The organism is Actinomycetota bacterium (genome assembly GCA_014360645.1).
GTDB lineage: Bacteria > Actinomycetota > Geothermincolia > Geothermincolales > RBG-13-55-18 > Solincola_B.
Genome location: JACIXD010000019.1, coordinates 19,862 through 39,129, shown reverse-complemented (window position 1 = coordinate 39,129; position 19,268 = coordinate 19,862). Strand labels below are relative to the sequence as shown.

Sequence of the window (19,268 nt, the reverse complement as noted above, 5' to 3'; positions counted from 1 at the left end):
CGCTCAACCCCTCCTTCCCCGCTCCCGCAGCACCGACAGCAGCTCCTCCTCGAAAAGGCGGCACTGGCGCTCGATCTCGAAAAGGCGCAGGGCGCGCTCGCGGCCCCGCTCTCCCATGGCCGTTGCCGTCCCGGAGTCGGAGAGCAAGGCGATCATGGCCCGCGCCATGTCCTCCACCTCGCCCGGAGGCACCAGCCTGCCGGTCACCCCGTCCTCCACTATCTCGCGCACCCCCCCGGCATCGGCCGCCACCACCGGCACCCCCATGGCCATGGCCTCGATGAGCACCGTGGGCAGGGGATCGGGGAGGAGGGAGGCGTGCACCAAGACGTCCAGGCCCGCCGTGATCTCCAGCGCGTCCTCGCGGAAACCGGTGAAGACCACCCGCTCCTCCAGCCCCAGGCGCCGCGTCTGCGCCCTCAGCTCGTCCACGTAGGAGGCCTCCCCGAAGATGGCGTCTCCCACCAGCAGGAAACGAGCCGCCGGGAGTTCGCGCGCCACCCCGGCCGCCGCGGCGATGAAGCGGTCGGGCCCCTTCCAGTCCACCAGTCTTCCCACCAGCCCGGCCAGCGGCGCTTCCGGAGCGATGCCGAACTCCTCCGCCAGCTTCTCACGGGAGAGCGAGCGCCGGTACGAGGAAGCCAGCCTCCTGACGTCGATGCCGTTATGGACCACCGCCACCTTGCTCGCGCGCACCCCGCGCGCCGTGAGGGCGTCGCGCGCCGCCCCCGAGACCGCCAGCACCCTGGCGGCGAAAAGGCCTGCGAAGGTCGTGAAGAGCAGGACGTTGAGGACGCTGAAGGCGTCGTAGTCCACGATGTCGTGGAGGCGCCATACCACCGGCCTTGCCGCCAGGCGGCCCGCCAGGCTGCCATAGATGTCCGCCTTGGCGCTGTTGGTGAGGACGAGGTCGTAGCCCTCGTCGCGTACGAGGCGGGCCAGCGCGGTCACCGTGCGCGCCATATCGTAAGGATATGCCAGCCGGGAGAGAGGGCTCCCTCCCAGTGATTTCCTGCGTATCTCCAGGAGGCGGGGGACGGGGTATCCCAGGTGTACCTTGAGCCCACGCTCTTCCGCCGCCTCCACCAGGGGGCCGCGGTGGGGGCAGGCGAGGGCGGGCTCGAAGAGGCCGCGGTCCAGAGTGTCGAGGAAACGCAGCAGCACCCTCTCCGCGCCTCCCATCTCCACCGCGTGGTTTACTATCAGGACCTTGAATCCGGCCACCCCGGTCTCCTTCTATCCGCCTCGTTCGCCCGGTCCGCGCGGCGCGCGACGTCTCTCTGGCGAGCGCTCCTCGATCGTCTCCGTCCCCGTTTTACCCGCGGGCCGGTACTCCGCGTCAAGGCGCTCCTTGAACGCGGGCCTTCCCGGTCAGGCCGCTCGGTCCGCCGCGCCCGGTGCGCCCTGGCCGCCCGCTCAGGACGCCGTGGCCGCCACCAGTATGCTCCGCCCCCGGTCGCGAAAAAACGGCAGGGGCGCGAAGAGGCGATACAGGGGTACCCCCACGGCCACGCTGATGCGGTCCCGCCACAGGTGGGGGAAGACGGTCATCGATCCCTCCACCCTGAAACCCGTCCCGGAAAGCTCCTCCTCCAGCTCGCGGCGCTCGAATATGTGCACGTGGCCCGGGTCCTCGAAGATATGCGGGCTGGGGTAGAGCCGGTTCGGGGTGCACAGCGCCAGGCGCCCCCCCGTCGCCAGGACCCGCCGCCATTCCGCCAGCGCGGCGGGCAGGTCGGGCAGGTGTTCCACCAGGTGGTGGCTCACCAGGCGGTCAAAGGAGGCGTCCCCGAAGGGGAGGTCGCAGGCGTCGGCCCTTACCACGGTGCAGTGAGGCGCCGCACGCGCCGCCAGCCTGACCGCCTCCTCAGAGATGTCCACCCCCACCGCCTCGTAGCCTCTTGATTCCAGGAAGGCGAGCAGCGCGCCGCCTCCGCAACCCACCTCCAGGATGCGGCAGCCGGGCCGGGGAGCGAGTAAGCGGTAGAGCAGCTCCGCCTCCAGCCTGAAATCCCTGGTGGATTCCCGATAAAGGTAATAACCCTCGTCGTACAAGGCCCTTCCTTCCGTCTTCTCCCCTCAGCTCCGCTTCTTCCTGGCCTGCTTGGCGTCTAGTATGTAGTCGAAGGGGGTCCCGGTGCGCAGCTCGGTGTGATCGTGTATCTTGACCCCGCTCTCGCGCCAGTCCCTCCTTCCGTCTTCTCCCCTCAGCTCCGCTTCTTCCTGGCCTGCTTGGCGTCTAGTATGTAGTCGAAGGGGGTCCCGGTGCGCAGCTCGGTGTAATCGTGTATCTTGACCCCGCTCTCACGCCAGTTCAGAAGGTGGTCGAAGGGGGTGGAGGGCGCTCGTCCCGGATTGGGGTGGTCGTAGTAGAGGTGGGGACGGGCCAGGACGTCGGCCTGCCAGGCCAGGCCGAGCTCCTCGGAGGTGAAGAGCTTCTCCGCAGGCACCCCGCCCACCACCGTGTGGTCGGGGACGTCCTTGGTCACCACCGATCCCGGCACCACCCCGCAGTGCTCCCCGATGGTCACCCCGGGCATGATGATGGAGCGGGCCCCGATGGCGGAGTTGTAGCCGATGGTGGTGGTCTGCACGCGCATGGGCAGGTCGGCCACGGAGTTCACCGCCGCGTCGTGGGCATAGACCACCACCCCGTAGGCCAGCTTGGCGTAATCCTTGATGACCACCGACTGGGGGGTGGTCATCTCTATCCACACCCCCAGGTCCACCCAGGCCTTCTCGGATATGTTGACCCCGCGCTTGCGCAGCAGCTTCAGGCGCGTGGCCTGGTCGGGGTGCCACATGGAGAGGATCATGAGCAGGCGGTAGTCGAGGAAGGCGAGGAGGTCGAGAACGGCATTGGTGACCTTCCCCGCCAGGACGTTTCGCGCCAGGAAGGAATACCCCTTGACGAGCTTGAGGATATGCTCGCTATCCATCCTCCACCACTCCTTTCCGGAAGATCGCGCCGGCCGCTCGCGCCGCCGTACACCACTATAATGCTTTAATCGGCCGGCAGGGCCGCGGGTTGAGGGTCCCGGGTCCGGGCGCGGGGCGCACGGCGAAGACGAGTGCCCGTTCCATCGTCTCGGGCATGACCCCGGCGGAGCTCCGAGAAGGGCGGGCTCAGGCGACCGAGCGGGCATCCCGTCAGGGATATCCCTCCCCCCGATACTTGCATGTCCCGGCGGGGTCCAAGGTTACACGCCGACCGGATGCGAAAGGGAGGCGGTTTCCCTTCCTCCCGGCGGCGGCCTTCGCTACTCCTCCCTCAGGGCAGGCGGGAGAGGCTCCGACCGGCGCCCGGCGCCCGGGATATCTTCCCGTCCACGAAGTCACGCACCTCTCCCCTGCGGTCCATCTCCCCGTCGGAGCCCTTGAAGCCGTAACACTTGAAGATGTAGAAATCGCGCACGTCCTTTCCCCGTTTGGTGTAGGAGAACGTCTCCGGCGGGTCGACGTGCTCGAAATAGGCGGGCAGCTTGCGCTCCCAGTAGGCGATGGGGGTGTCGAAGTTGTCGGGATTGGTCTCGCAGTCCACGAAGACCAGATCCTCTCCTACCACGCTGTCGACGGGGATCCAGGGAGCGTACTTGCTCCCCCCGGAACCCAGGACGCTGTGCTCGTATACCAGAAAGGCCACCGTGTATCCCGCCAGGGCGTCCTTGGCGTAGTAGGCGATCTCGGCCGGGGCGAAGTAATAGGGGCTGGCCAGGTAGGGTTTTCCGCTCCCCATCTCCTCGCTCACCTCCACCACCCTTTCCGCCAGGGGCTTCCATTCGTTCTGCAACTGGTCGCCGTTGGTGAGGACCACGGCGGGAAGGGTGAAAAAGAGCACCAGGACGAGGCATAGGGTCACGTAGGCCGGATACCACAGCCGCTTGACCCTCTCGTTAGAGGTGCGGGGGCGGCTGAATCGGGAACTCCGCCAGCTTGACATGGGGGTTCCCCTCGCTCCGGAGCGGGGAGCGGCGTCGGGGGCACGAGGCCGCGCCGGCTCGGGAACGCCCCCCTCGTCCGGCCTTTTTCATGGGGCCGCGGGAAAGGCCCCGCGGGTCCTTCGTCGGACGCACATCCCCGCACGCGCCGGACGGGAGAGCCGGCTTTACCTCCGCCGGGGAGTCACCGATATAACTGCTATAATGGAGCCTGCTGGCTGAAGGGGTGCCCCGGCTTCGGCGCTTGCGCAGGCGAGGGGCGGAAGGGCATTCCGCGAGGGTCGAGGAAAGGTTGAAACATGCGCTTACAGGATATCGGGCCGGCCATTATCAAGCGACTGTGGATGGTCATCGCCCTCCTGCTGGTCTCCGCGCTGGCGGCGGCCATTGTGGCCCAGGTACAGAGCCCCGTGTACAAGGTGGAGATCGCCATCTCGGCGACCGCTCCCATCAACCGCACCACCGGGCTTCCCGACGCCATGACCCAGGGGGCTTACGTGGCGCTGACCCCGTCCATCTCCAATTTTGCGGAGAGCGTCCAGGTGGCGGAGAGGGTCAGCCGGAGGCTTGCCAACCAGGGGATAGACCTGAGCCCCGAGGAGCTGGTGAAGAAGGTCGGGGCGATGCCCGAGGCCAACTCCACCTCGGTGAAGATCACCTTCACCGACAGGAGCCCCACCCGGGTGACGGACATCGCCAATACCTGGGGCGAGACCATGGAGCTCATGACCCTGAAGAGCGAGGCCAACGAATATTACGACGAGAGCTTCAAGAACCTTCTGCTCAACGGGAACATCGTCCTGACCAATCGCGCCGTGGTCCCGCAGAAGCCCACCCAGCCCAAGCCCATGGCCTACCTGGGACTCGGGGTCTTCGTGGGCCTGGTGCTGGGCTTGGTCCTGGTGGTGCTCATCGAGTATTTCGACCCCCATTTCCGCTCCACGCGCGAGGCGGAGGAATCCCTGGGCTTGCCGGTGTTGGGCGTGCTGCCCAAGGTCAAGGGAGCCGGACCGGGGGATCTGCTGCCCGACTTCGGCGAGGGCTCGCTCACCTGGGAGGCATACGCGGAGCTTCGTTCCGGGGTGATGCTCTCCCACCGCGAGGACCATGCCTCCCTGGTGGTGGCGCCGGCCGTGCCCTTCCCGGCCGCCCCCGCCGTGGCCGCCAACCTGGCCGCGAGTATCGCCAACACCGGCCGTAAGACGCTGCTCGTCGACGCCGACCTGAGGGAGCGCGCTCTCTCGCGGCTGCTGGGCGCGGAGGGGCGCGCCGGCCTCCACGAGGCGCTGGAGAAGGGCGAGGACCCGCGCACGAAGATGGTGGAGACCGGCATCGCCAATCTCTTCTTCCTCCCCGCGGGGGCGCGGACCGAGAGGTCCACCGACCTCCTGTCCAGCCCGGCCTTCACCGAGGAACTGCGCGAGCAGGAAGAGGTCTTCGACCAGGTTGTGGTATGCGCGCCCTCACTGCAGGGGTCCGTCGACGCCGCAGTGCTCTCCTCGGCGGCAGGGAACTTCCTGGCGGTGATCGACGCGGAGCGCTGCACGCGCAAGGCGGCGGAGGAGGCCCTGCGCAACGTCGAGCGCGTGGGCATCGAACCCATGGGGGTGGCGCTCGTGAACGTCAAGGTAAAGGAGCGCGGGCGCGCCGGGGCGGGGACGGAGAAGGAGAGCGGAGCGGAAGCGGCGCGGAAGTCGGGAAAGGCCGGGAAGGCGGCGACCGCGGCAGCGCCTCCGTCGGCGCGCCCCGCCCCGCCCCGTACTCCCCGAAGGGAGATGTCCGCGGCGGTGGAGATGCATGCGTCCGGGGTGAAGGCGGCTCCCGAGGCGCCGCCGACGCCGAAAAAAGAGGCGCGGCGCGGGAGGGTGGCGGTCGCTCCCGCGCCGGAGCCGGCCCCGGAGCCTACCGCGCCCTCGGCGAAAGGGGCCGCTGCGGCGCATGCCGGGGGCACGGCTGCCGGTACGGTGTCATACGGTACGCCGGAAAGAACGGCAGCGGAGAGCGGCGGGGAGGAAACGCCCCCCGCCGCCCGGCGGACGTGGAGGCCGGTCGCGCGGGACAGGGCGGCGTCGGAAGGGAAGGAAGCTTTACGCCCCGCGCCGGAGAGGACCATCCCGGCGGCGGGCGGCGAGGAAGCGCGCGCCAGGGAGAGGGTGATGGAGGAGTTCCGCCGCAAGGGGGAGAGGGGGGAGCCCATCCCCAAGACCTGGTTGAGGGGGCTCACCTCCGATAAGCAGGACGTGAGGGAATCGGCCACGGCGGCCATAACCGCCTACTACCATGCGTTCCTGCACCGTTATGCCATCGGCGAGGAGAACGTACGGGAGATAACCGAGACCATCATCAGGATGATGCGCCGTGAGGGGGAGTTCGAGAGCATGGGGGAGGCGGAGGCCCAGGACCACCTGCGGCGTATGCTGGCGGAGGCGGGCGCCAGGCTCGCCGGCAAGCCCACCGGAGAAGGGGTCGAGGCCGCCGGGGAGCAGGCCGCTGGCGCCGCGGCCGCGGCGGAGAACGTCCCCGCGGCTCCGGAGTTGGTGGCGCCCGCCGCGGATAGGGCGGGCTCCGAGGGCGGGGATGTGAAGAGCGCCGCGCCGCCCGAGGAGTTCAGGCTTCCCGAGAAGAAGCGTTTCCGCCTGGCGCCAGGGGCGGGCGCCGGGAAGCTCGCGCGGAGAGGGCGGAACAGGGGAGCGAGGAGCTCCGGCGAGGGCGAAGAGGGCGTGGACTGGGAGTAGAGGAGCCGTACGGTCCGCTTTCCGCTCCCGGGCAGGCCGCGCGGGCAGTTGTCCCTCGCGGCTCGACCTGACCAGGGAGGCGAAAGTGGAGCGAGTGGGCCGCCTTTCCAGGAACACCGCCGCGCTGGTGGGCGCCAGGGTGGTCACCTCCGGGCTGACCTTCATACTCGCCATCATCATCAACCGCAATCTGGGGCCGGAGAAGGCGGGCATCTACACCTACGCGTTCTCTCTTTACACAATCTTCCAGGTGATACCGGATTTCGGTCTCGGCAACATCTCCATCCGCGACGCCTCGCAGGACGATTCCAGGCTGCCGCGTTATTTCTCCAACGTGGCTTCCCTCCGCTTCCTGCTGGGTATGGCGGCTTTCGCCCTGCTCATGGTGACCAACGTGGCAAGCCTGGCCCTGCAGGGCGGGGGAGAGCTGGCGGGGGAGAAGTTCTGGGTGGTCTTCACCGTCGCCTTCTGCCTCCTCATCGAGCAGCCCTTCTCCAACTCCCTGTGCGAGAACTTCATCGCCCTGGAGCGCCTGGGGACGGTGGCCCTGGTCTACCTGATCATGGGGATGATGAAGGTGGGGATGTCCGTTTACGTGGTGGTGGCGGGACTGCCGGGCGTGCTGGTATACCTGGTGTTGATCTACATCATCACCATCCTCTATTCCATATTTCACCTCTACATAGCCTACCGCCGGGTGCTGCGGGGCAAGGGCAGAGAGAGGGCCGGTATCGACGAGATGGCGGTGGCGGAAGCGGTGACCCACGTGCCCGAGGTCTCGGGAGAGGCGGCCGGGGAGGCCCTGCTGGCCGACTGTTCCTATGCAGAACTGGCGGAGGGGGAGGGCGCGCAGGCGCTGGAGGAGAAGGGTGAGGAAGGGGGTGGAGGGCCGGTCTCCCCTCCGGAGGAGGATCCCTCCTCCGTCTTCAGGCTCGGCCCCTTCACCATGGACAGGCCCCTGTGGAGGTACCTCCTGACCAGCGCCTGGCCTCTGGCTGTGGTGGCGGCGGGGGTCACGGTTTACGCGGGGATAGACATCCCCATCCTCTCCTGGCTGCGAGGCGACACGGAGGTGGGCCTCTACAGCGCTGCGGGCATGTTCGCCAAGGCCTTCGTCTTCCTCACCCTGGCGCTCAACATGGCGGTGCTCCCGGCGGTGTCCAAGGTGGGGGGAAAGCATCCAGAACGGCTTGGAAAATTATGGGAACGCCTTATCTATTATGCCTGGATGCTGGTGGTGCCCCTGGCGGTGGTGGTGCCGGTGCTGGCGCGGCCGGTGCTGGTGCTGCAGAAGCACGAGTTCATCACCGCCTGGCACGCCACCTGGATGACCATGGGGGCCATGTGCTTCACTTTCATGACCGCGGTGAGCTTCCCCTTCTTTGTGGTCATCGACCGCCAGAAGACGGTCACCGCGGTGGTGCTAATCGGCCTCCCCTTCAAAGCGGCGGTGGGCGCTTTGGCCATCTCCCTCTGGGGATACACGGGGGCGGCTCTTGCGGTGCTCCTCAGCGAGGCGGTGGTCTTCCTGCTTCTCTCCCGGCGCCTCGCGCGCGCGCTGGACCACCGTGTCCACCTCCCAGGTTTCGCGGGGCCCCCGGTGGTTATCCTGGGAGCGCTCTACGCCGCCGCCTTCCTCCTGCACCGGGTGCTGGTGGCGGGGAAGGACACCTTCATCGCCGCCACCCAATACGCCTTCATCTCGGCCGCCGTGCTGACGATGCTCTATCTGGCACTGGCCTTCGGAGGCAGGGCGCTCTCGCGGTCGGGTTTGCGGGAGTTGAACGAGTGGCTTACGGTATAGGCACGAGCCCGCGGCGCGGCCCGGCGCGAACGGGCGGGGCCGGGGAGACGTTCCATGCGACGGGTCGAGCCGCGGCGGTTGGTCAAGAGCAGGTTTGGAGAAGGTCATGGGTTTGAGGAATACGCTCAAGGCAGTGGCGATCACGGCGGTGATCCTGGCGGCGGGGATCCTCGTCGGAGGCTGTGGTTGCACGCTGGGCAGGATCATCGACCAGGCGGGCGTGACGGTGCGTGGACTGGCCTGCGCCAACGAGATCTCCCGGAAGGCGGGCGAGGGATACGACGTGCGCGAGGCGCGCGCCAAGTGGCTGGAGGCGCTGGATGCATACAACCAGGGGGACTTCAGAAGCGCCGACCGCCTGATAGACCAGGCCTACGAGGCCATGGCGGTTATGGAGAAGGTGGCGGAGCGAGTGTTCTACCCGAGCAGCGGGGGCCTCACCGTATCCGGCCTGCTCTTCCGTCCGCCGGAGGGGAGAGGGCCCTGGCCCACCGTCATCGTCAACCACGCCGGTTTCGGTACTGCGGGCGACTTCAGCGAGGTCGCCCTGATGATCAGGGATCGCGGGTACCTGGTCTTCAACCCGGATTTCCGAGGCAGCGGCATGTCGCAGGGTTCCCATGAGGGGGCCAAGGGAGAGGTGGACGACGTCATCGCGGCGGTGGATTACCTCCAGAGGGAAGGGCTGGTGGAAGGCGAGCGCGTGGGCATGTACGGCCAGAGCCACGGCGCCGCGGTATCCGTGCTCGCCGCCGCGCGCGACCCTCGCATCAAGGCGGTGGTGGCCGAGGCTGGCTTCTACGATGCCGTGGACCTGTACCGGAACATCGCCTCGTCCACGGACCCCGCGGCGGAGGCCTTGAAGAACGAGCTCCTCCCCATGGTGGGCGGCACGCCGGAGCAGGTCCCTCAGGAGTACGCGGTACGCTCCGCCCTCAACTACGTCGACGGCATCCAGGCGGCGGTGCTCATCATCCACGGCGAGAAGGACCCCCTCTGCCCCGTGGACCAGGCCCGCCGTCTCTACCAGGCCATGTTGGAAAAAGGAAAGACGGCGGAGCTCAAGATCTATCCGGAGGAGGCGCACTGCATCAACGCCCCCGCCGGGCGCCTCGAGGTCTGGGAGCTCATGTTCGCGTGGTTTGAGAGGTACCTTTAGGGTGAGTGGAGTCGGGGGCGGGCGGATGTGGTCATGAAACGGTTGCGGCGGAGGATACCCGGCGGCGAAGGCGGCCTCGCCCCGCCGCGACGGAAAGAGATGCCCGGACGCGTGGACGGTGATGGACATGCGGGATGAGGGAAGGGCCAGGCCCCGACCGGTGTCGCCCGAGCTCTACACGCGGGAGTACTTCACCAGCGATTGCGAGGGATACCATCTTCTGGAAAGCGGCTGCGAGGCGCTCCCCGAGCGCATCCGGGAGGCCCTGGCTGCCGCGGGGGACCTCGAGGGCAGGTGGGTGTTGGACGTGGGGTGTGGTAGGGGGGAGCTGGCCTGCGAGGCGGCCCGGCGCGGCGCCCACGCCGTGGGCATCGATTACGCGCCCGCCGCCATCGAGCTCTCATTGGAACGACGCGCGGCGATGAGCGCCGCGGAGCGCGAGCGGGTAGAGTTCCGTCTCGCGGACGCCAAGGGGCTGGATTTCCGCGACGGCTCCTTCGACGTGGTGTTCCTGATCGACGTCTACGAACACCTGCATGACTACGAGATAGAGCACACCCTGGGCGAGATCGCGCGCGTGCTGCGGCCCTGGGGTATGCTGGTGGTGCATACCGGGCCCAACACCTGGTTCTACCGGTTCGGATACCCGCTGGTGCGCGCGGCGGCGCGCCTGCTGCTCCGACGCGAGCTGCCCGAGGACCTGCGGGGCCAGTACGACGACGTCATGCACGTGAACGAGCAGAGTCCCCTTTCCCTCCACCGCGGGCTCTCCGCGGGCGGTTTCCGCCCCCGGGTGATCCCGCGCTCTTTCTTCGTGGGCATCCAGCCCAAACGCTGGGAGAAAGCGGCCATGAAGATGCTCTTCGCCCGACCCCTGGGATATCTCTTTTGTACCAGCCTCATGGCCACGGCACGCCCGCGCGAGGGGGGAAGGGAAGCGCAACTGCGCGCGGGAAGGATGGCGCGCATGCTCGCTCCCGTGCGCGGGAGCAGGGTGCTCCTGGTGGGTGAGGCAGAGGGAGCCCTGGCGAACCTCCTCGCGGGATTGGAGGGCATCGAGGTCACCTGGCTGGACGTTCTGGAGGAGGGAGGGCACGAGGCCCGGGGAATTCCCGCCGGCGCGGACCTCCGTTCCGTTGCCCGCAGCGAAGAGGGACATGCGGAGGAGGGTGAAGAGCCGGCTCCCGGAGCCGCGCTGGAGGGGACGGAAGCGAGGGGGAGGTCTCCCCTCACGGCGCCTCCGTGCGGGGGAGGGCCGGCCACGCCGCCCGGAGCGGCGGGCGGCGCGCGCGCCTGCGAGCGCCTGGTCGGCGATCCCTGCCGCATGCCCTTCCCGGACGGGACCTTCGATGCCGTTGCCTCCCAGTTCCTGCTCGACCGGGCGGAAGACCCCGCGGCTGTGCTGGCGGAGCTGGCGAGGGTGCTCAAGCCGGGCGGCGTGCTGGCACTGGCGGCGCGCAACGCCCTCTTCCGAGGTTCGGATCCCAGGCCCGTAGCCCGGCCGCGGCATACTCACGCCCCCCGGGAGCTGATGAGCATGGCGGTAAAGGCCGGGTTGACGGAGATACAAGCCGCCACCCTGCTGCCGGACCTCAAACTGCCCGCTCTCTACCGCGGCGACCTGGAGGCCTTCACGCGTATGGAAAATATACCCTTTCTATCCGGGCGAGGAAGGCTGCTCTTCCTGCGCGCGGTCAAGCCGAGCGCAGGCGGAAGGGGGTGCGGAGAGGGTGCCGCTGACTGAGGGAGACCGCGAGGCCTTCCGGGAGGTATCGCGGTGAGGATAGGGCTTGACGGCCGGGGTCTCTGCAACGTCAACCGCACGCGCGGCATCGGGCGCTATACGGCGCGCCTTCTGGAAGCCCTGGCGGCGCAGGCGGAACCCGAGCACAGGCTCGTGCTCTTCGGCACCCTCGAGCGGCTTCCACCCGGCCTCCTCTCCCCACAGGCGGCGGCGCGGCTGGAATGGCGCCCCATGCGCCTGGACGGGTACGCCTTCGCCGGGCCGCTGGGGCCTTACCTGGCCATGGCGAAAGAGATCGACGGAGCGGGGCTGGACCTCTTCCACGCCATCGACCACGACATGACCCCGTTCCTGCGCACCCCCAGCCTGGTCACCGTGCACGACCTCATTCTGCTGGTGCTGCGGGGACCTTACCTGGGCCCCACTTCCTGGAGGTGGATGCTGGCCCACAGGCACGCGGCGCGTCGGGCGCGGGTGGTGGTGGCGGTGTCGGAGAACACGAGGCGGGACGTGGAGCGCATCTGGGGCATACCGCGCGAGCGTATCGCCGTGGTGTACGAGGGCGTCTCTCCCCTGTACCGACCCTCGGAGGAAAAGAAGGTGCTGGAAACATGTACCAGATACGGGCTCTCGAGACCATATTTCCTCTATCTGGGAGGGTTCGATCCCAGGAAGAACCTCCACAACATGCTCCTGGGCTTCAAGCGCTTCCTCCTCTCGGGCGGCGGCGACCACCGGCTGGCGCTGTGCGGCGATCACCTGGGTTTCGAGGGCTATATCTACGATCTCGTCGAGGAGCTGGGTCTCGAAGAGCGGGTGGTGCTCACGGGGTTCGTCCCTGAGGAAGACCTCCCGGCCCTCTATTCCGGCGCCGACGCCTTTCTATGCCTCTCCCTCTACGAGGGCTTCGGCCTGCCTCTCCTGGAGGCCATGGCCTGCGGGGTGCCGGTGCTGGCCTCGCGCGCCTCCTCCATCCCCGAGGTGGTGGGAGACGCCGGCCTGCTGGTGGATCCCCTGGAGCCGAGGGAGATCGCCGCGGGGCTGCGCAGGCTGACCGCGGACCGTTCCTGGGCGCGGGAGGCGGCCGCGAGGGGGAGGGAGCGCGCGCGCCGCTTCACCTGGGAGCGGGCGGCGCATAGTATCATGGAGCTGTACCGTGGCGTCCTTGAGGGGAGGTGGTCCGGATAAGGGAGCGCAGTCCGGGTGTCGGCATCGCCGCCTCTCCCGCCTACGTGAAGGTGGCGGCGGTCCTTATGGCGGTGTCCCTCCTGGGTCTCCTGGCGGGGGCGCTGGTCTCGCGCCTGCCGGTGCTCATCGTCTTCGGGGTGCTGGGCGGGCTGGCGCTCTTCGTCGTCGTCTACCGCAACCCCTTCGTCGGGATATGGATCGCCTTCGTGTTCAACCTCGTGCTCCCCCAGGCCGGCCCCAGTTGGAACCTGGGCATCCAGATCGCCATGGTGGGAGAGACGCGGGGCATCCACTTCAACGTGCACGAGATCGTCATGGCCATGGTCCTGGTCACGATCCTGGTGAGGATGTTCCGCGCCGTCATCGAGAAGGACTGGCAGGAGGTGGAGGAGGTCTTCAGGAGCCCCCTCACCATAGCCGTGGCCCTCTACGTCCTGACCTCCATCCTGGCCTGTTTCGTGGGCCTGCTCAACGGCGCCAAGTGGTACGTGGGGCTCTTCCGCTTCGTGCGCACCGTCTTCTTCTGCTACATCTTCTTCACGTTGATCTACCTGGTGAGGTCGCGCCGCCAGTTGCAGGTGCTCCTGGTCACCATGCTGGTCTGCAGCAGCGTGGTGGCCGGCTTCGGGCTGGTGCAGAAGGTGAAGGGGGAGGTCTGGTCGAGGGAATTCGCGGAGCGGTACCTGGCAAAGCTGGGCTTTCCCGAGAGCGTCAACTACGTGGCGGGCGAGAGCAGCGCGCAGGCATACCGCATCAACTCCACCTTCATGCACCCGAACGTGTTCGGGGGTTACCTCGTCTTCGCCCTCCCCTTCTTCATAAGCCTCCTCTGGCTCTACAGGCGGTGGTGGCAGCGCTGCCTGCTCCTTCTGGGCCTGGGGATGAACGTGGTGGCCCTGTTCTATACCGGCTCCCGGGCCGCCTGGACGGGGGCCGGCTGCATCGCCCTCGCCTACGGGCTGTTCGGGTTCTTCGACCGGCGCGTGTTCCTGACGGCGCTCACGGTGCTCCTCATCATCGCCCTGGTCTTCGTGATGCTCAATCCCCCGGAGTTCATCAAGAAGCGTTTCGTCAGCCTGAGCGCCAAGGAGGCGGCGCAGGCCCGCATCTACCAGTACAGCCTGGCCCTGGACTTCTTCCTGGAACACCCCGTCTTCGGCGTGGGCATGGGCATGGAGGGACAGCGCATCGTGGAGAACAACCTGCGCTACACCTGGGCGGCGGTGGAGAACGCCTTCCTGACCTACCTTGTCTCCCACGGCCTGGTGGGCTTTTCCGCCTTCCTGCTCCTCTTCATCCTCTACTGGGGGCTGCTGCTGAAGGCGCGGCACGGCTCCCGCGACGACCCCTTCATCTATTTCTACTCCGAGGCCCTCGTGCTGGGCATGGTGGGGTACGCGGTGGCCAACCTCTTCGGGGCTTGGCTGCTCTTCGCCATCCCCATGGTCACCCTCTTCTGGTTCTACATGGGCATGGCCGGGAGCCTTTACAATATCTACCGGGACGAGGTGGTCCCGGTGAAGGAGGCGAAACGCCCCATCCTCCTGTATGGGGTCAGCCCCGGACATGGGACATATCACTTCCCTCCTGCCCGCTGAAGAGAGAGGCGCCTGCCCGACTCTTCGCATGATACCGGCCCGGCGGGCCCAGTTTTCCGCGCGGCGCGGAGCTTATCCAGCGCGGTCACACAGTGGCCTGACGCGGACCATACCGGCCTCAGCGATACAGGGGCAAGCCACCATACCCAGCTGCATGGAGACACGGTGGCCTGACGCGGACCACGCCGGCCTCAGCCCCCACCGCTGTCCGTGGACCGGTGTCACGGAGGACTCTTGAGTGGTGAGCGGGAACCTGAAGCGGCGGGTTCCGCGAGCGGCGGCAAGATCCTTCCGTCCCGTCCCGCATCGCCTTGCGGAGCGCTCAACGCACACCTGGATGAGATGATCCGAATATCGCTTCACCGAGGGCGAGGCCCCGCATCGCCTTGCGGAGCGCTCAACGCACGCCGGATTTGTAACAATATAGTAACAACGCAATCATACAGAAGGAGGTTTGCAATACGGTTTTTTCTGGTATAATGATCAAGAGAAGACAAAAGAATACTTGCTCACGATAGGGAAGCGATGATCCGCAGCGCGTGACGTGGTCACCTGGGTTGCGGGGAGCTAGTGGTGAAACCGGCCCGATCGTCTCAGGCGGTCGGGTTTTTTCATACAAGTGACGGATGCAAAAAGAGGTGAGGCAAAAGGGAGGACGCAAAAGGGGCTAGAGGGGCTGGAAAAGGGGCAGGCTTTCCGGTCGCGACCAAGACTGACTCGGCATAAGCGTTGGCAGACCACAGGGCAGAAGCCTTCCCTGACTCCGGGGATCATCCGGAGATCCCTCACCTCGATCCCCATTCGTGCCGCGCGGAGAGGCGCGAAGAAAGCGTCCCTGCAGACGAGAGAGCAGGAAAGCGGAGGTGACGTTCATGGACAGGTCGAGAAGGTTTTTGGCCCTCGCATCCATCACCGCTCTGGTCCTGGTTACGCTCCTGGGAGGGATCGTATCCGCGCTCGCGGGAGGCGGCAGGCTGACTTCCGCGATGGGTCGCAGCGTGATGACGGGGGCGGCGGAGCCGACCACCGCCGAGCTCACGGAGGGCGCTCCGGGAGAGCAGATAGCGGAGGAAGAGGCTGACGCGGAACCCGGAGAGAAAGAGGCTTCCGCGACGGCGGACCTGCCGGAGGGAGAAGAGCTCGGGGACCAGGCGGGTCCGGCCGACCTGGAGGAGGCCGGCGCGGAGGGAACGCATGCCGCCCCTCAGGCCACGGCCTATCCTGAGACGGGAGCCGACATCCTGTGCTACGGAAGGCTGGAGGTCATCAAGTTCCTGGATGCCAACGCGAACGGCAAGAAAGATACCGGGGAGACGGGTATGCAGGGCGTCACCATCCTCCTCGACGGCGGCAACCCCAAGGTGACCGGCACGGACGGCAAGGTAATCTACAGTGAAGTGCCGGTCGGAAGCCACACGGTGAGCGAAGTGATCCCCGATGGCTACCACGCGACCACTCCAGCCTCCTACACCTTCGATATATGCTTAGGGCAGAAGGTCACCAAGTACTTCGGCAACGCCCCCAACGTGGCGCTCAAGGGCTCCATCTCCGGGCACAAGTGGCTGGACCCCGACGGCGACGGTGACCTCTCGGACAAGCAGGGCCTCGGCGGGGTGACCATCGAGCTCTGGCAGGGCGGCACGAAGAAGGGCACCACTACCACCGCCGCGGACGGCAGCTATTCCTTCGCGGACCTCGAGCCCGGGGAGTACACCGTCAAGGAGATCGAGCCCGACAACACCGAGCCCTGCTCCCCCACCAGCGTCTGCGTGACGGTGCCCGAGGGACAGGACGTCACCGGGGTGGACTTCTGCAACAAGCCCGGCAGGCCGCCCTGCTCCTACGGTGTAGTGGAAGTGCTGGTGGTCGAGGACGTCAACTGCAACGGCGTGGCCGACCAGGGCGAGCCGCTGGTGAGCGGGGTGCCGGTGAGCCTCTACCATGTCTCGGGTGGAGAATGGATCCCCGCCAACGGCTACGACGGCCCTTACCAGAAGTACTCGGGGCCGGGAGCCTACGGCATATTCGCGCCTTTCGGCTTCATCATGCCCCCCTATCCCGCGGGATGGGCGGGCTGGATGAACCTTCCTTTGAACTACTCGGGAATGGGATGGTCCGAATACGCGGTGGAGATAACCGTACCCGAGGGATGGCACGCCACCGCGGGCACGGTGCGCGACCAGCTCTACCTGCGCTGCCCCTTCTGCTGGTGGAAGCAGGTGGAGATCCCCATCGCCCGTAACTTCCATATCTCGGGCCACAAGTACGAGGACCTGAACCACAACGGCAAGAAGGAAGCCCTGGAGCCCCCGGTGGCGGGGGTGACCATCCAGCTCTGGCAGGGCGACGTCTTGAAAGCCACCGCCGAAACCGCCGAGGACGGCAGCTATTTCTTTGAAGACCTCCTGGACGGCGTCTATACCGTGAAGGAGGTGCTCCCCGATGGCTGGTATCCCACCAGCCCCGCCGGCGGCATATACGAAGGCATCGAGGTGGGCTGCGGGGACAACGTGGAGGGACTGGACTTCCTCAACAGCCGCTACCTCTCCATCTCCGGCAGTAAGTGGGAAGACCTGAACCACAACGGTAAACTGGACGATGGCGAGTCCCCGCTGGCGGGGGTGACCATCCAGCTCTGGCAGGGCGACGTCTTGAAAGCCACCGCCGAAACCGCCGAGGACGGCTCCTACTCCTTCACCGGTCTGCTCCCCGGAGAGTACCGGGTGGTGGAGGTGCTGCCCGCGGGGTGGTTTCCCACCAATCCCGATGACGGTGCCCACGACTACGTGGACCTCAAGGGCGGTGTTCCCGTGGAGGGACTGGACTTCCTCAACTGCCGCTACGGCGCCATCTGCGGCGTCAAGTACCTGGACATGAACCAGAACGGAGCCATGGACGAGGGCGAGGAAGGCCTGGACGGGGTGACCATCAAGCTCAACGGCGGCGCGTATAGCACGGTTACCGCCGGCGGAGGCAGGTTCTGCTTCCAGGATCTGGTGCCGGGGATCTACGTGGTGGCGGTGGACGAGTCCACGGCCCCCGGGTACTACCCCACGGGCCCGGTGTCCATCGTGGTCGAAGTGGATCCCGGCGAGACCGAGGAGGTCTTCTTCGGGAACGCTCCCTTCGGGTCCATCTCCGGAAAGAAATGGCTTGACGCCAACGCCGACGGCATCTGGGGCGAATCTGAGACGGTGATGATAGCCGGCGTCACCATTAAGCTCTTCGAGGGCAATCCGCCCGTGGAGCTGGTAGGAACCGCGGTCACCGGCGAGGACGGTGCCTACTCCTTCACTGACCTCAAGCCCGGTGCCTATACGGTGATGGAGGAGGGTATGGAAGGCTACTTCGCCTGCACTCCCGTCAGCGTGGCCGTGGAGCTCTCGGCCGGAGAGGGAGCGGTGGTGGACTTCGGGAACTGCCCCTACGGGCGCATCGAAGGCCTCAAGTTCCTCGACCTGGACGGCGACGGAGCGCGGGATGAGGGCGAGCCCGGGCTTGAGGGCGTGGAGATAACCCTCACCGGCCTGGGAGAGACGGAAGCCCTGGCGAAGACGGTGAGCGGCGAGGACGGCGCCTTCCTCTTCCGGAACCTGCTGCCTGGGGAATACCGGGTGGAGGAGAAGGTCCCGGCGGGATATTACGCCACCCGCCCCACGGCCATAGACCCCGTGGTGGTGGGACCGGGCGAGAGCATCGCGGTGATCTTCGCCAACGCCCCCTACGGCAGCATCGAGGGCAACAAGTGGCTGGACGACGGCGACGGCCTCATCGATGAGACCAAGGACAAGCCGGGAGCCGGGGTGACCGTCAAGCTCGACGGCAAGACCCTCGGCGGGGACGCCGTAAGCATACAGACCGTCACCGGGGCCGACGGCAGCTACGCCTTCCTGCTCCTTGAGGCGGGCGACTATACGGTGACCGAGGAGTTCGATCCCGAGAAGATGAGCTCCATAAGCGACGAGAGCGTGGCGGTGAAACTGGTTCCCGGCGAGGAGAAGACGGGCATCGACTTCCTCAACGCCGAGGTGGAGGTGGGAGGCGAGGTGGTCACGCCCGAGAGTCCCGAGACCGGGGGTGCCACCGGCACCCTTCCCAGGACCGGCCTGGAACAGTATCCCCTGCTGGTCTCGGCCGCGGCGCTCATGATGCTCGGGCTGGCCTTCCTGGCCCTTGGGCTGCGCCCCAGGCGCCAGGAGCAACTGGGTAAGCGTTAATAATGTAAAGGTAATGTAAAGGGCGCGGCGGCAACGGGAGCGTTCGCGCGGCCGCCGTGACATGAGGATGTAACGTCACACCGCTGCGGAAAGGGCCCCTCCGGGGGCCCTTTCCAGTTGGGTCAGGTAGCTGATCCAGAATCCTCGACGGTATGCAGGATCAGATGGACAATCATGGGGTTAATTACCAGATCGATAAACCGACCCCTCACTCCAGTCGAAGCCGATGGAGGGGTCGTCGTAGGGGATGCGCTCCTCGTCGGGGCTGGAGGGATCGTAGGAGCGGGTGGTGTGGTAGAAAAGGCCCACGGGACGGTCCCCCAGGACCTGGTAGCCGTGTGCCACCCCGGGCGGGATGAGGATGACCAGGGGCAGGTGCTCTCCCGTGAAGATGACCTGGGTGCGCCGGTAGGTGGGAGAATCCTCCCGTAGGTCGTGTAGCACCACCCGGGCTTCGCCCTGGGACACGAACCAGAGGTCGTGCTGTTTGCGGTGCCAGTGGAAGGCTTTGATCACCCCGGGATAGGTGAGGGTGAAGGTGCTCTGCCCGAAGCGTTCCAGCAGCCCGTCGTCGTCCCTGGCCACCTCCAGGAGGTATCCCCGCTCGTCGCAGTGGCGTACCAGGGGTTTTACGACCACTCCCTCTATCGCTTCAGGATACGTCTCTTCCATCGAGCATCACCTCCCGTCTAGGTTAGCGTGGATGACGCCCAGCGGCAACCTTTCGCCTCCGGAGTGCGCCTCCGGAGACCGGACGCAGTATCATGGTTCCAAGGTCGAAGATCTGGGAGATCGCCCCTTGCTCGAACATCCGGGAGATAACCCCTCTTTTCTTCTTGTCGTAATTGCTTGGTCTGTCTGAATGACAGGGCGGCCTACCGGTTT

Annotated in this window: 12 protein-coding genes and 1 riboswitch; of the genes, 7 read left to right on the top strand and 5 right to left on the bottom strand. The window is 66.8% G+C overall.

The window, feature by feature from the left end; all coding sequences use genetic code 11:
• Positions 1 to 3 precede the first annotated feature (3 nt).
• The 4 genes from H5T74_14095 to H5T74_14080 form a co-directional block, all read right to left on the bottom strand.
• Positions 4 to 1,224: a glycosyltransferase gene (locus tag H5T74_14095; GenBank protein MBC7231507.1), complete on the bottom strand. Its 1,221-nt coding sequence runs from the start codon at positions 1,222 to 1,224 to the stop codon at positions 4 to 6.
• Positions 1,225 to 1,416: 192 nt separating this feature from the next.
• Positions 1,417 to 2,055 (bottom strand): class I SAM-dependent methyltransferase, encoded by a 639-nt coding sequence (locus H5T74_14090; protein ID MBC7231506.1) that lies wholly within the window; start codon positions 2,053 to 2,055, stop codon positions 1,417 to 1,419.
• Positions 2,056 to 2,207: 152 nt separating this feature from the next.
• Complete coding sequence (locus H5T74_14085) at positions 2,208 to 2,939, bottom strand: acyltransferase (protein ID MBC7231505.1); 732 nt, start codon at positions 2,937 to 2,939, stop codon at positions 2,208 to 2,210.
• Between the two features lie 332 nt (positions 2,940 to 3,271).
• Complete coding sequence (locus H5T74_14080) at positions 3,272 to 3,940, bottom strand: hypothetical protein (GenBank protein ID MBC7231504.1); 669 nt, start codon at positions 3,938 to 3,940, stop codon at positions 3,272 to 3,274.
• Between the two features lie 297 nt (positions 3,941 to 4,237).
• On the opposite strand from H5T74_14080, the gene H5T74_14075 reads away from it, so the two are divergent.
• The 7 genes from H5T74_14075 (at position 4,238) to H5T74_14045 (ending at position 18,383) form a co-directional block, all read left to right on the top strand.
• Positions 4,238 to 6,673 carry a hypothetical protein gene (locus H5T74_14075; protein MBC7231503.1) on the top strand — a complete coding sequence of 812 codons (2,436 nt, stop codon included), beginning with the start codon at positions 4,238 to 4,240 and terminating at the stop codon, positions 6,671 to 6,673.
• Between the two features lie 85 nt (positions 6,674 to 6,758).
• Positions 6,759 to 8,477: an oligosaccharide flippase family protein gene (locus tag H5T74_14070; GenBank protein ID MBC7231502.1), complete on the top strand. Its 1,719-nt coding sequence runs from the start codon at positions 6,759 to 6,761 to the stop codon at positions 8,475 to 8,477.
• A 106-nt stretch (positions 8,478 to 8,583) separates the two neighbouring features.
• Entirely contained in the window at positions 8,584 to 9,636 is a 1,053-nt protein-coding gene (locus tag H5T74_14065) for an alpha/beta fold hydrolase (GenBank protein ID MBC7231501.1), read from the top strand.
• Between the two features lie 121 nt (positions 9,637 to 9,757).
• Positions 9,758 to 11,380: a methyltransferase domain-containing protein gene (locus H5T74_14060; GenBank protein ID MBC7231500.1), complete on the top strand. Its 1,623-nt coding sequence runs from the start codon at positions 9,758 to 9,760 to the stop codon at positions 11,378 to 11,380.
• A gap of 33 nt (positions 11,381 to 11,413) precedes the next feature.
• The gene (locus H5T74_14055) at positions 11,414 to 12,568 is read left to right on the top strand and encodes a glycosyltransferase family 4 protein (GenBank protein ID MBC7231499.1); all 1,155 of its coding nucleotides are present in this window, start codon (positions 11,414 to 11,416) and stop codon (positions 12,566 to 12,568) included.
• Positions 12,556 to 14,166: an O-antigen ligase family protein gene (locus H5T74_14050; protein ID MBC7231498.1), complete on the top strand. Its 1,611-nt coding sequence runs from the start codon at positions 12,556 to 12,558 to the stop codon at positions 14,164 to 14,166. Before H5T74_14055 ends, H5T74_14050 begins: the two co-directional genes overlap by 13 nt.
• Positions 14,167 to 14,675: 509 nt before the next feature.
• A riboswitch (cyclic di-GMP riboswitch) is annotated at positions 14,676 to 14,760 on the top strand.
• A gap of 278 nt (positions 14,761 to 15,038) precedes the next feature.
• Positions 15,039 to 18,383 (top strand): hypothetical protein, encoded by a 3,345-nt coding sequence (locus tag H5T74_14045; GenBank protein MBC7231497.1) that lies wholly within the window; start codon positions 15,039 to 15,041, stop codon positions 18,381 to 18,383.
• A 180-nt stretch (positions 18,384 to 18,563) separates the two neighbouring features.
• On the opposite strand, the gene H5T74_14040 is transcribed toward H5T74_14045, so the two are convergent.
• Positions 18,564 to 19,055, bottom strand: coding sequence for a dTDP-4-dehydrorhamnose 3,5-epimerase family protein (locus tag H5T74_14040; GenBank protein ID MBC7231496.1), 492 nt, complete (start codon positions 19,053 to 19,055; stop codon positions 18,564 to 18,566).
• Positions 19,056 to 19,268: the final 213 nt, after the last annotated feature.

Excerpts from the sequence above, each read along its gene's own strand:
- H5T74_14040 (MBC7231496.1), bottom strand. The coding sequence starts at position 19,055 with ATGGAAGAGACGTATCCTGAAGCGATAGAGGGAGTGGTCGTAAAACCC.
- H5T74_14060 (MBC7231500.1), top strand. The coding sequence starts at position 9,758 with ATGGACATGCGGGATGAGGGAAGGGCCAGGCCCCGACCGGTGTCGCCC.
- H5T74_14085 (MBC7231505.1), bottom strand. The coding sequence starts at position 2,939 with ATGGATAGCGAGCATATCCTCAAGCTCGTCAAGGGGTATTCCTTCCTG.
- H5T74_14045 (MBC7231497.1), top strand. The coding sequence starts at position 15,039 with ATGGACAGGTCGAGAAGGTTTTTGGCCCTCGCATCCATCACCGCTCTG.
- H5T74_14080 (MBC7231504.1), bottom strand. The coding sequence starts at position 3,940 with ATGTCAAGCTGGCGGAGTTCCCGATTCAGCCGCCCCCGCACCTCTAAC.
- H5T74_14075 (MBC7231503.1), top strand. The coding sequence starts at position 4,238 with ATGCGCTTACAGGATATCGGGCCGGCCATTATCAAGCGACTGTGGATG.
- H5T74_14065 (MBC7231501.1), top strand. The coding sequence starts at position 8,584 with ATGGGTTTGAGGAATACGCTCAAGGCAGTGGCGATCACGGCGGTGATC.